Genomic DNA, 12,330 nt, shown 5'->3' with positions numbered 1-12,330 from the left:
TAAGCCATAAATGAAGGAGTTATAATGAGAAAAATTGCCTTAACGGTAATATTAATGTCTGGCTCATTGATGTTACAAGGCTGTGTTGCTGCGGTAATTGGAGCCGGTGCAACGGCTACAGCCAAAGTTGCTTCAGATCCGCGTACAACCGGGACTCAAGTTGATGATACAACGCTGAATTCACGAATGGGTATGAAATTAAAAGAAAATACATCAGCTTTTATTGGTTCACGTATTTCAACGAGTGCTTATGACGGTAATATTCTTTTAACCGGACAAGCAAATAATGAACAGAGTATGAAAGTCGAAAATCTTGCTCATGAAGTTGAAGGTGTCAAAAAAGTATTTAATCAAATTCGTATCGGTGAGTCTGTTGGTGCAGGAACCATTACCAATGACGCATGGATTACAACCAAAGTTAAATCACAATTAGTCTTAAATTCGGCAACAAAAGCCAGAAATATTAAAGTCGTTACCGAAAATGGCGAAGTCTTTTTAATTGGTATTGTCAAACCTGAAGAGGGTAAAGCTGCTGCAGTTGTTGCCAGTAAAGTAGCTGGTGTTAAAAAAGTTATCACACTTTTTACTTATTTAGATAAGTAAAAAGTGAAATCGATGAAAGGGCGGAAAGATATTTCGCCCTTTTATTATTCTAATTAACTGATTGAATTCGCTCTATTAATTTATCTAATCCTTTTAGGCGAGATTGACTAAGCTCGTCGGTAATTTTAAGTTTACTTAATTCAAACTGAAAATCGATAGCCTGAATTTGCTTCGCTGTTTTATGATTTGCAATGATAAGTAAAATTGCGAGTAACCCTTTAACAATTCGACCCTCACTATCACCTTGAAAAATAAAAGTATCATCAGCTTGTTTTTGAAAAGTAAGCCAAACTCGATTTTCACAACCATTGACTTGGTTACTATCTGTTTTTAAATCGGCTGGAAAGTCAGGCAATTGTTTTGATAACGCAATGATTTGCCGATAACGATCTTGCCAGTTTTGTTGTTTCAATAATAATTCCGTTAATGTTTGCTGCGATAGCATAATATAGACCTATTTGTCGTTTACATAATGATAAATATTTAAAGTTAACAAAAGCTGGTGATAATACAATTAATCCAAGATTTGTATTGCATGTTGTAATGCATTTATAAAACGATCGATATCGTGTTTGTTATTATAAGGCATCAATGAAAGACGAATGACACCTTGGCAACCTAGCTTTTGCATTAATGGTTGAGCACAAAGTTCACCAGTGCGTATTGCAATGTTTTGTTCACTTAATAAGATAGCAATATCATTATGATGAATATTGTGGATATTAAATGTGATGATTGAACTATTATTTACACTGTAAAATTGAATATTGGTTAGTTTACTAAGTTGTGATTTTGCATAATCGGCTAATTGTTCGGAATATACTTGTGCTTGATTAAAATCCCAACGTTTTAGCCATTCAAACGTTGCATTAAAGCCTAGCATTCCGGCGATATTGGGTGTGCCTGCTTCAAATTTATACGGATGTTGCTCAGGTATAAAGTGATCGAAAGAGACACTTTTTAGCATTTTACCTCCACCATGCCAAACGGGCATAGTCTCAAGCAAAATTTGTTTACCATATAATACACCGAGTCCTGTAGGACCATATAATTTATGCGCTGAAAATGCATAAAAATCAATATTAAGTTTATCAACATCAATGGGATGATGAACAATACCTTGAGCACCATCCACCACTAAAATGGCATTATATTGGTGAACGATTTGGCTAATTGCTGCTAAATCCGGGCAAAATCCTGTCACATTTGACATTTGTGTAATGGCGACAATTTTTGTGCGTTCTGATAGAAGTGAAGTCAGATCATCAATAACTGATGACCATTTAATTACTTTGGCTCCCGTTTGCTCTGCAACAATTAGCCATGGCAATAAATTGCTATGGTGCTCTAATTCACTGACAATAATCTCATCACCTGCTTTTAGCAAAGGTCGAGCATAGCTTTGTGCAATAAGATTAATGGATTCGGTCGTACCACTTGTCCAAATAATTTCACTGCTCGTTGAAGCGTTAATCCAATCAGCGACATTTTGCCGAGCTTGATTTATTATTTCAGTCACTTGTAAGGCATTAGGGTGCAAACTGCGTTTAACAGTTGCAGTATTGTGTGCATAATATTCCAGCGTCGCATCGATCATCGCTTGGGGCTTGAGTGATGTTGCGGCTGAATCAAGATACACGTTTTCATTGTTCAGAGCAGGAAATTCTGCTCTAAACTTTTGATGAGAAAACTTTTTACTGGTTAAGTTCAAGTCCTGCAATTCCATTCCAATACCCATTACAGTCTCGTTTATGCTCTATATGTAGCGGATTTAATCCTTCTTCGTTCGCTCTAAACTGTTTCACAATATCCAATGTTTCCAACCCAAGTGGTGAAATACGAACAATATCAACTAAACCATTCATCTCTTTGAGTTGATTACCTAAATTATAGCAATAACCGCTTTGTGTTTGGATTCCATTTAAAACAAATACTTTTTGTTGTTCTTGTGAAAACACTTCACGCCCAACAGGGTATTTGATACAACATGTTTCGCATTTATCTTTGGGTTTATCTTCTGAACGTGCCGTAAAACAACGAGCTGAATAGGCTAACGGCAGGTAACCGTAACTGAAAACTTCAACGTCAAAATTTCGCTCGATATTGAGACTATCAAATTGATTTAGTACATTTGCTAACCAATCCCGAGAAAGTTCAACGGGCATACACCAACGTACCATACCTTGTTTTTGTAATAATTTTAACGTGTAAGCGTTATAGCAATTAATCGCAGGGCCGGCAACAAAAGGCAATTTATTTTCTTGAGCGATATTAATTGCAGCTAAATCATTGGCTTCAATTAAAAAATCGCCATTATTAACGAGTAATCTTAATTCATTTAATTCAGATGGAGCTTCAAGCAAAGCCAACGTTGAAAGCACAACTTGTTTACCTGATTTAGCGACTTCTTTAGCTAATTCAAGCCAGTTAGGGACTTTCATTTCACGGCGTTTAGTACAAACTGTTTCGCCCATATAAATAATATCGGCTTCACTTTCTTTTGCCGCATGATAAAAAGCTTCTGTTTCGGTTTTAGGCCAATAATAAAGCACTGGGCCTAATGCATATTTCATAGTTTTGCTCACTATATTGATTTATGTTAGATCATTTATCAAATCATTTAAAATGATATTTTATTAAATAAATTCAATAATATAAATTAAAGTAACGCCACTTTATTTTTAATAAGTGTCTTTTCCAATAATATGAATTTAAAGTCTAAAATACTCAATTATTGCCATTTACGGTGATAAGCACCCAATGTTGTTTGTGTTCCTTCCGACACAGAGCCTAATGTATCCATCCAATGTTGTTCAGCTTGAAATGATTGTGGATTGGCTTTATAACGGTCAATTGCTTGTCGCCATACTTTGGTTACTTGCTCAACATAAGCTGGACTGCGTTGACGCCCTTCAATTTTGACCGATGCAATATTGGCAGCAAACAGCTCGGGTAATAGCTCAATGGTATTTAAACTGGTTGGTTCTTCAATTGGATGATAAAGCTGTTCTCCAACAAAATAACGTCCTTTACATAGGGTTGGATAACCAGCATTTTCACCTTTTTTATGACAATCAATCAATACGTTATTCAAACGAGATTCAAGACCTTTGTCGGTCTCTTCCCATCGCACAAATTTAGCTGGAGAACATGCCCCAACCGTATTAGGTGATTCACCTGTTAAATAAGACGATAAATAGCAACGTCCTTCAGCCATTATACACAAACTACCAAAGGCAAAAACTTCTAAAGGGACGGGAGAAACTTTTGATAACTGTTTAACTTGATGCATCGACAGAACACGTGGCAATACAATACGATGAACCTGAAAATTATTATAATAAAACTTAATTGACTCTTCATTGGTTGAAGAGGCTTGAACGGAAACATGGCGTTCAAGATTAGGGTACTTTTCGGCAGCATAATCAAGCATAGCAAGATCAGCAATAATTAACGCATCAGCACCAATGTTAGCCGCGGTATCAACTGCATGTTGCCAACGCTGAAAATTTTCAGGATGTGCAAAAGTATTTATCGCAATATGCAATTTTTTACCACGTTTATGTACATAATCAGCGGCTTCAATTAATCGCTTCTCATTGAAATTTAAACCAGCAAAATGACGCGCATTGGTATCATCTTTTAAACCAATATAAACGGCATCAGCACCATTATCGATGGCTATTTTAAGTGATGGCAATGAACCTGCTGGACAAAGAAGTTCCATAATAATTCCTAAGTTAAGTTCGGTAATTTATACGTCGTGTATTATGCAATAATTCCCAATTTAAAGCGACTAGAAAGCCAAGTATGCGATGAAAAAAGTAACAATAGTGTGGATTAAATAGATTAACTAACTGTCAGGAAAATTGCCAGAATACTAACTCTATTGCTCACAAATTGCAGTTGGTCAATCATGATAAATATTCTTTTATTTTGTACTTAAAATAGGACAAAATCACCTTAACGATAACGACTGATGAAGAGAAAAATCAAGGTGATTTTATCGACTGAATAACAATACAACGTGTGATTATTGTAATTGGCAGGCGTCTTCATCGCCAGTATTTTGGCAAGACAGCTTAAAATAATGTTTAGCTGTGTTAATGTCTTTTTCTCGTCCCAGTCCTTGTTGATAAATAAGTCCTAAATAGTATTGTGATTCACCATGATTTTGCTCAGCAGCCAGTTCAAACCATTTTTGGGCTTGCCGATAATCTTGTTTAACGCCGTTTCCGTTAAAATATAGCCAACCTAATTTGAATTGTGACTCAACGTAACCTTTTTTCGCTGCTTTTTCATCTAATTTTCTACCTTTTACGTAATCTTGTTTCAATCCACCTTTTCCAAGATAATAAAAGTTAGCCAAATTATTATTTGAAACAATGGCATTTCCTTTTACGGCTTGTTCATAATACTTTCTTGCTTTGACGTCATCTTGTTTGACACCTCTTCCAGCTTCATACAAAACACCAAGATTTCCGGCCGCAGCTGGTTCTCCATGCTTTAATGCTTTTTCATACCATTTTCTAGCCATGATATAATTTTGATTGATTGCGTCATTTTTTAAATTGGATTCGATTCCTTTTGCTCTTGGCTTTTGAGCAATTAAATCATAAAAAAGCCCCATATAAAACTCGCCACTACTGTTACCGTTCAATGCGCCTTTTTCAATCAGTTTTTTTGCTTTATCTAAATTTTGAGTGACGCCTAAACCATTCAAATATAAGGAACCTAAATAAACTGAGGCATTTTCATTATTTTGTTTTACAGCTTTTTCATACCATTGAGCTGCTTTGGTATAACTTTGCTCAACTTCAATGCCTTTTTCATACATATAACCTACATGAAATTGTGCTTCAGCATCATTTTGGATAGTTGCTTTTCTGTACTCATCCTTATAATTAAGTTCTTGATTTTCATCAGCGAAAATGGGGGTGTTCACTGAAAAAAATAAGCATAAAATTAATATTAATTTCTTCATCCATTTTTTCCTATTTATAACAATTTATAGCAAATATATTGTATCAAATTACATCGATAATGGTTTATAAGTATCGTCTTTTAATAAAGTTTTATTAAATAAGTTTGTAATATGTGAAAATTATTTAGCAATGCATACGGTGAAAATCGAAAATAATGTTAGTGATAAGTGAATAATATGTTGATAGGAATTATTTATGTAGCAGCTAGTCTCTTTAATAAATTATTAACGTATCAAAACATTATTTAATGCGGTGAATTTGGGATGTTGCGTTATTTTTCTCAAAATCAATAATATCGCTGACATTCCCAACATAATCTGGCAATAAGCTTATAAAACCTTTATACTATGCCGTAAATTTTGGTATCACTTTTTAGGTTTGCCAAAACAACCCGTTCTTTAACATCATCAATTGGAAGAAAATTATGCATCCGATGCTTAATATTGCTATTCGTGCTGCTCGCAAAGCAGGTAATGTTGCCATTAAGGCTTATGAAAATCCTAGTTCAATCGAAATTGATACTAAAGGTGCTAACGATTTTGCAACCAACGCAGATCGTGCTGCTGAAGCTTTAATTATTGAAACAATTAAAAAAGCGTATCCAGATCACATTATTATCGCTGAAGAAAGTGGTCTTGCTAAAGGTAGCGATACCGATACGCAGTGGATAATCGACCCAATTGATGGTACCACCAATTTTATTAAGAATATCCCACATTTTGCTGTATCTATCGCTGCTCGAGTAAAAGGTAAAACCGAAGTGGCAGTGGTTTATAATCCAATGAGCAATGAATTGTATACTGCTGCACGTGGTAAGGGTGCTCAGCTAAATGGCTATCGTATTCGTGTCAGTAATGCTAAAGATTTAAATGGAAGTATACTGGCAACCGCATTTCCATTTAAAGCGAAACAATATAGCGATAGCTATTTTGCAGTTTTACAAAAATTATTTACTAAATGCGGTGATTTTCGTCGCACTGGTTCAGCAGCATTAGATTTGGCTTATGTGGCAGCAGGTCGTTTAGATGGATTTTTCGAAATCGGTTTAAAACCTTGGGATATTGCGGCAGGTGAACTCATCTTACGTGAAGCTGGTGGTGTCATTACCGATTTTGCCGGTGGTAATAATTATATGGTATCAGGTAATGTTGTGGCTGGTAATCCACGAGTTGTGAAAGATTTATTAGTGTCTACTCAAAACGATTGGCCAGAAAAATTACGTAATTAATTTCTATTATGAACAGCGTTGTAATAACGCTGTTTCCTCTTATTTATTGCTTGTCTTTTTGATCACTAAGAAAAAGTAATTGATGCAAAGCATCTTGTATTAAAGTGATTATTGTTTAGGTTGGTCAGCTATTGCTGCCATTGTACAATTGATATTTAGTCCTTGGCGATTTAAACAATGGCTTCCCCATTGATACATTGCTTCTAATACAGGTTTAATACTTTTGCCAAAATCTGTTAAGGAATATTCTACTTTTGGTGGGACGACAGGAAACACTTTTCGGTTGATTAATTGATTGGATTCGAGTTCACGTAACTGCTGAGTTAACATTTTTGGTGTGGCGCAAGGAATTTCTTTTCGTAACTGAGAAAATCTTAATGTTTTGTTTGTCATCAGTTTCCATAAAATTAATGATTTATATTTACCTCCAATCATATTGATTGTTGTTTCAACCGGACAGTGAATAACAGATTCCAAGCTTTGCTCGTTGTTATAGGTTTTAACTAAATGATTTTTCACTTAATGCCTCAATAGTATCTTTTTGGATAGTATATATCAAAAAAGTGCATTCTTGTTATTCGAATAATTAGTATTAAAATATTTGTTAAGTAATCAAAAAAATTTGTTGAGAACGTTTTTTAATCTTAACAACCCTATCACCAAAGGATGCGTCAAATGAAAACAGTTGAATATAATTTTTATGTTGAAGATATGAGCTGCGCATCATGCGTTAGTCGTGTTGAAAAGGCGATTAAAAAGGTTGATGGAGTAATTGATGTTAGCGTGAATCTAGCGACTGAAAAAGCAACCGTTAAAGCAAATTCAAATGTTAATTTAGCAACACTGATGTCAGCGGTAGACAAAGCAGGTTATCATGCGGTGAAAATGACGGATCAGCAAACACATGCAAAAGATACTGAAAAACAAGCATCACTTTGGCCGATTGTGGTGTCCATTTTATTCGCTATTCCTTTTGTTTTACCAATGTTATTAGAGCCATTTGGTTTCCATTTAATGATGCCTGCATGGTTACAATTTATTCTGGCTTCGATTGTTCAATTCGGTCTTGGTGCTAAATTTTACCGAAGTGGTTTTAGTGCTTTAAAAGCTTTCACCGGTAATATGGATTTATTAGTGGCTATAGGTACCAGTGCGGCTTATAGTTTATCGTTATATCAATTAATTACAGGGCATTATGATCATCTCTATTTCGAATCATCTGTTGTAATTATAACTTTAATCTTAGTGGGTAAATGGTTAGAGTCAAGAGCGAAACATCAAACCACACAAGCGATCGAAGCACTTTCAGCATTAAGACCTGAAGTCGCTTTAGTCAGACAAGGGGATCACGAAATTAGTTTACCGATTAGCCAAGTTAAAGTGAACGATATTGTCGTAATTAAACCCGGTGAACGTATTCCAGTTGACGGTATTATTATGGAAGGCACATCCAGTAGTGATGAATCGATGTTAACCGGAGAAAGTTTTCCAGTTAATAAAACTGTTAATGATGTGGTCACGGGTGGTACCATTAATGGTGAAGGACTGATAATCGTCAAAACTACCGCTATCCAATCTGATTCAAAACTGTCTAAAATTATTGAAATGGTCGAATCTGCACAGGCTAAAAAAGCACCTATACAGCGAATTGTCGATCGTATCAGCGCAATTTTTGTCCCAGTCATTTTGATCATTGCTTTGATTACCTTATTGGCTTGGGGAATTATTTATCATGATTGGCAACAAGCATTACTTCATGCCGTTGCTGTATTGGTGATTGCTTGCCCATGTGCTTTAGGATTGGCAACACCCACAGCGATTATGGTTGGCACGGGTGTGGCTGCACGTCAAGGTATTTTGATTAAAGATGCTGAAGCTTTAGAAACCTTGCATAATGTTAACACTGTCGCATTTGATAAAACAGGCACCTTAACAGAAGGTAAACCTGACTTGGTGGAAATCGATGTCGTTGGAACTGAAACACCCGATCAGATTTTGTCACTTGCTGCATCGATGCAAGCTGGTAGTGAACATCCATTAGCAAAAGCTATGTTATCTAAAGCTAAAAAGTATGATTATGCGAAAAATATCACATCAGTAACAGGATCGGGCGTCATGGCAACGATTGATAATACCGAATACTATTTAGGAAGTTTGCGTTGGATGAAATCGTTAAACGCCTATTTTGTAAACATGGATGATAAAATAGATGAGCTAACCAGTAAAGGGTACACTATTTCATTTTTGGCTAAACAACAAGCTGAAGATAGTGTCGTGATACTTGCTTTATTTGGCTTTGCTGATGTGATTAAACCTGAAGCGAGAAATGCAATTGATGCATTACATCACTTGCATGTTAATACTGTCATGCTAACTGGTGATAATCAACAAGCGGCAAATTATGTGGGTCAACAATTAAACTTAGATAAAGTGATAGCCGAAGTGTTACCCCAAGATAAAGCCAACTATATATATCAATTGCAAAAAGAGAGCCATACCAACACCAATAATCAAGTAGCAATGGTAGGGGATGGCATTAATGATGCGCCAGCGTTGGCTGCCGCTGATATCGGCATTGCCATGGGAACAGGTACTGATGTGGCAATGCATACGGCAAGTATTACCTTAATGCGAGGTAATTTATACCTTATCGCTGATGCTATTGATATTTCTCGTCGAACATATAATAAGATCAAACAAAACTTATTTTGGGCGTTTTTCTATAATTTAATTGGTATTCCATTAGCGGCATTTGGTTTTTTAAACCCAATGATTGCTGGCGCTGCTATGGCTTTAAGTAGTGTTAGTGTGGTGACTAATGCATTATTACTAAAACGCTGGAAGCCAAGAGCAGAAACAAAATAAAATTAGCTTGTTAACCTTTAACTTAAGGGGCAATGGATAATGTCCCTTAATGGTTTGATAGCTGATTGATAATGAGCAAGTGGCTTATGTGCTAAGTGACACGAAAATCAATTTGCGAACCTTTTCCTTGCTCAGTCACAAACACGCCGACAGCACAAATAAGTTGTTCATTATAATATATCAAAGGGATGCGTGTTCGCATCCAAGGTGGAATATGGTGTTCTTGCCATAGTTTTTTGATTGCTCTTGAGCCTTGACGATTAACGATTTGAAGCTGTCCTTGAGCATGAAAGCGTACGGTAACATGTTCGTCTCTGTTCGGTAGACGACACGTTAAATCATCTTGATAAAGAGCATGTAACTCACCGATATGATCGGGTAAAACTAAAGGCGAAGTCAGATCCCAATTTATGACTTGTTGTTCAGTATCTTTATAAAGTGGCAATAGATAAAGTAAATTTTGATAACGGCGAATTTGCTTATGGTGTAAAACGAATTGCGGATTAGCATCGTTCTTTGCTTGAACAATGGTTTGCCAAATAAGTGCTAGTTGTTTTTGGCTAGGCATCATAACGTGTTGATGTCGTAGCCACATGCGTAAAATGGCATTGCGTTTATATTCTGAATAATCGCGTAATGGCGACAAGCGTAGCTGACCTTGCTGGGTTAATACTTGATGAAAATCGTTAAGTAACAGCTCGTTAATTAAAGCTTCTTGTTGTTGGCAAAGCGATGCACTTCGGGCAACCATTTGTGAAAACTGAGGCCAACGTTGATCAATAATTGGCAAAACATTTAATCTAAGAAAATTGCGATCATAATGGTCATCTTGATTACTTTCATCTTCTATCCAAGTTAATTGATGCCAATTGGCATACGCTTCTATTTGTTTACGTGAAATAGTGAGTAACGGTCGAAGATGTTGTTGGTTTTCAACGGGCATGGCTGATAACCCTGATGGACCGCTTCCTCTTTTTAAAGCTAACAAAAACGTTTCGCATTGGTCATCAAGATGTTGTGCTGTGCATAGCATTTCATCGCTTTTCAAATGACGATAAATCGCTTGATAACGAGCATGTCGAGCTTGTTCTTCAATATTGCCTGCCGAGGTATCAAGCTTAACCTTTTCAATAATAAAAGGGATTTTCCATTGTTGGCATTGTTGTTGGCAATGGCTTGCCCAATTATCTGCATTTTGACTTAAACCATGATGAATATAAATGGCTCGTACTGCTAGATCAGCTTGTTGTTTCAATTTGACTAGTGCATGTAACAATACAGTGGAATCAACCCCGCCACTATAAGCTACCAATAGCTTACGGTGTTTTTTTAAACATGTTGAAATGGTCTGTGTGATGGTTTGATCAATCATGAGTTGACTTTGATTATCCATGTTTTTCCCGATTATACTAAGCTTTGTAGTGCATTTGCTTTATGATTATGCTGATTGATTCTTTCTAAACCAGCAGCAAGATCAGCAATTAAATCTTCAGGGTCTTCAAGACCGATATGTAATCGGATGAGTGTGCCTGTAAAACTAATACCCGAAACAGGTCTAATTTTAGCTAGTTCTTCCGGTTGATTGGCTAAAATTAATGACTCAAATCCGCCCCATGAATAAGCCATAGAGAAATGGGTTAAATTATCCAGAAAATCGGAAAGTTGAACATCACTTAGGCGATCATGAAGTATAAAAGAAAATAGTCCACTTGCTCCCGTAAAATCACGCTTAAAAAATTCATGTCCTTTACAACTTTCTAATGCTGGGTGATTCACTGTTGCAACTTGCGGGTGATTAGCCAACCATTTTGCTATTTTTAATCCACTTTCATGATGTTGTTTTAATCTGATAGCTAAGGTGCGTAACCCTCGTGCTGCCATATAAGCTGTATCGGCATCGCACATTTGTCCCATTAAATAAGAACGTTCTCGTAGTCTATCCCAGCATCTTTCATTAGCAACCGCGGTACCTAACATTGCATCAGAATGACCAATTAAATATTTTGTGCCTGCCTGAATTGAGATATCAATATTATGATCTAAGGCTTTAAATAATACACCAGCAGCCCAAGTCGTATCCATCATAATGATAATATCAGGATTTACATGGCGAATCGCTTTAACGATGGCCGGTACATCATGCACTTCCATGGTAATGGAGCTTGGCGATTCTAAAAATACGACTTTGGTATTCGGTTTAATATGGTTAGTGATATAGCGACCAACTAAAGGTGAAAAGTAATCGGTTTCGACGCCAAGATCCTTTAAAATATGATTACAAAATTCTTGAGTTGGTTCGTAGCTGGCTTCGGATACAAGGATATGATCCCCGGTTTTTACAAAAGCTAAAATGGCATTAGCAATTGCAGCTGCACCACATGGATAAAGATAACATCCGGCTCCGCCTTCAATTTCAATCATGGCATCTTGAAGTGAAAAGTGGGTTAATGTGCCTCGGCGTCCATAGAATAGTGCCCCTTTGGCTCGATTTTCTGTTGCTTCTTTTTTGGCAGCGACAGTGTCGAAGACTAATGAAGAAGCACGCTGAATTACCGAATTTACAGCGCCTTGGGTATAGCGTTTTTTGCGACCAGCATTCACTAATTTGGTTTGTAATGACATGATGTATCCTTAGCTATCTGAGAAATT

Annotated in this window: 11 protein-coding genes; 3 read left to right on the top strand and 8 right to left on the bottom strand. The window is 36.4% G+C overall.

Going from position 1 to position 12,330, the window contains the following annotated elements:
* The first annotated feature begins 24 nt into the window (after window positions 1-24).
* A complete protein-coding gene (gene dolP, locus J3U14_RS04925) occupies window positions 25-603 on the top strand; it encodes a division/outer membrane stress-associated lipid-binding lipoprotein (RefSeq protein WP_267350270.1) in 579 nt (192 codons plus the stop codon).
* A gap of 49 nt (window positions 604-652) precedes the next feature.
* Here dolP and J3U14_RS04920 read toward each other — a convergent pair whose 3' ends face one another.
* The 5 genes from J3U14_RS04920 to J3U14_RS04900 form a co-directional block, all read right to left on the bottom strand.
* Window positions 653-1,048, bottom strand: a complete 396-nt coding sequence (locus tag J3U14_RS04920; protein ID WP_267350271.1) for a SufE family protein — start codon at window positions 1,046-1,048, stop codon at window positions 653-655.
* Window positions 1,049-1,117: 69 nt separating this feature from the next.
* Entirely contained in the window at window positions 1,118-2,329 is a 1,212-nt protein-coding gene (gene csdA, locus J3U14_RS04915) for a cysteine desulfurase CsdA (protein ID WP_267350272.1), read from the bottom strand.
* Window positions 2,298-3,176 carry a U32 family peptidase gene (locus tag J3U14_RS04910; protein ID WP_267350274.1) on the bottom strand — a complete coding sequence of 293 codons (879 nt, stop codon included), beginning with the start codon at window positions 3,174-3,176 and terminating at the stop codon, window positions 2,298-2,300. The genes csdA and J3U14_RS04910 overlap by 32 nt, the downstream gene beginning before the upstream one ends.
* Before the next feature lie 158 nt (window positions 3,177-3,334).
* Entirely contained in the window at window positions 3,335-4,330 is a 996-nt protein-coding gene (gene ubiU, locus J3U14_RS04905) for a ubiquinone anaerobic biosynthesis protein UbiU (RefSeq protein ID WP_255556881.1), read from the bottom strand.
* A 306-nt stretch (window positions 4,331-4,636) separates the two neighbouring features.
* Window positions 4,637-5,587 carry a tetratricopeptide repeat protein gene (locus J3U14_RS04900; protein ID WP_267350276.1) on the bottom strand — a complete coding sequence of 317 codons (951 nt, stop codon included), beginning with the start codon at window positions 5,585-5,587 and terminating at the stop codon, window positions 4,637-4,639.
* A gap of 425 nt (window positions 5,588-6,012) precedes the next feature.
* On the opposite strand from J3U14_RS04900, the gene suhB reads away from it, so the two are divergent.
* Window positions 6,013-6,816, top strand: a complete 804-nt coding sequence (gene suhB / locus J3U14_RS04895; RefSeq protein ID WP_267350278.1) for an inositol-1-monophosphatase — start codon at window positions 6,013-6,015, stop codon at window positions 6,814-6,816.
* 108 nt (window positions 6,817-6,924) lie between these two features.
* On the opposite strand, the gene J3U14_RS04890 is transcribed toward suhB, so the two are convergent.
* Window positions 6,925-7,251, bottom strand: coding sequence for a winged helix-turn-helix transcriptional regulator (locus J3U14_RS04890; RefSeq protein WP_081299091.1), 327 nt, complete (start codon window positions 7,249-7,251; stop codon window positions 6,925-6,927).
* A 240-nt stretch (window positions 7,252-7,491) separates the two neighbouring features.
* Here J3U14_RS04890 and J3U14_RS04885 point away from each other — a divergent pair, with 240 nt between their 5' ends.
* Entirely contained in the window at window positions 7,492-9,681 is a 2,190-nt protein-coding gene (locus J3U14_RS04885; protein WP_267350280.1) for a heavy metal translocating P-type ATPase, read from the top strand.
* A 91-nt stretch (window positions 9,682-9,772) separates the two neighbouring features.
* Here J3U14_RS04885 and tilS read toward each other — a convergent pair whose 3' ends face one another.
* Both tilS and metC read right to left on the bottom strand, forming a co-directional pair.
* Window positions 9,773-11,053, bottom strand: a complete 1,281-nt coding sequence (gene tilS, locus J3U14_RS04880) for a tRNA lysidine(34) synthetase TilS (RefSeq protein ID WP_411622919.1) — start codon at window positions 11,051-11,053, stop codon at window positions 9,773-9,775.
* 32 nt (window positions 11,054-11,085) lie between these two features.
* A complete protein-coding gene (metC, locus tag J3U14_RS04875) occupies window positions 11,086-12,303 on the bottom strand; it encodes a cystathionine beta-lyase (protein WP_267350283.1) in 1,218 nt (405 codons plus the stop codon).
* Window positions 12,304-12,330 lie beyond the last annotated feature (27 nt).

This window comes from Gilliamella sp. B3801 (assembly GCF_026536645.1).
Lineage (GTDB): Bacteria > Pseudomonadota > Gammaproteobacteria > Enterobacterales > Orbaceae > Gilliamella > Gilliamella apicola_I.
This window is presented reverse-complemented; position numbering and strand designations above follow the sequence as displayed.

Coding starts and splice junctions, on each gene's coding strand:
- dolP (WP_267350270.1), top strand. CDS start 25: ATGAGAAAAATTGCCTTAACGGTAATATTAATGTCTGGCTCATTGATG.
- J3U14_RS04920 (WP_267350271.1), bottom strand. CDS start 1,048: ATGCTATCGCAGCAAACATTAACGGAATTATTATTGAAACAACAAAAC.
- csdA (WP_267350272.1), bottom strand. CDS start 2,329: ATGGAATTGCAGGACTTGAACTTAACCAGTAAAAAGTTTTCTCATCAA.
- J3U14_RS04910 (WP_267350274.1), bottom strand. CDS start 3,176: ATGAAATATGCATTAGGCCCAGTGCTTTATTATTGGCCTAAAACCGAA.
- ubiU (WP_255556881.1), bottom strand. CDS start 4,330: ATGGAACTTCTTTGTCCAGCAGGTTCATTGCCATCACTTAAAATAGCC.
- J3U14_RS04900 (WP_267350276.1), bottom strand. CDS start 5,587: ATGAAGAAATTAATATTAATTTTATGCTTATTTTTTTCAGTGAACACC.
- suhB (WP_267350278.1), top strand. CDS start 6,013: ATGCATCCGATGCTTAATATTGCTATTCGTGCTGCTCGCAAAGCAGGT.
- J3U14_RS04890 (WP_081299091.1), bottom strand. CDS start 7,251: ATGATTGGAGGTAAATATAAATCATTAATTTTATGGAAACTGATGACA.
- J3U14_RS04885 (WP_267350280.1), top strand. CDS start 7,492: ATGAAAACAGTTGAATATAATTTTTATGTTGAAGATATGAGCTGCGCA.
- tilS (WP_411622919.1), bottom strand. CDS start 11,053: ATGATTGATCAAACCATCACACAGACCATTTCAACATGTTTAAAAAAA.
- metC (WP_267350283.1), bottom strand. CDS start 12,303: ATGTCATTACAAACCAAATTAGTGAATGCTGGTCGCAAAAAACGCTAT.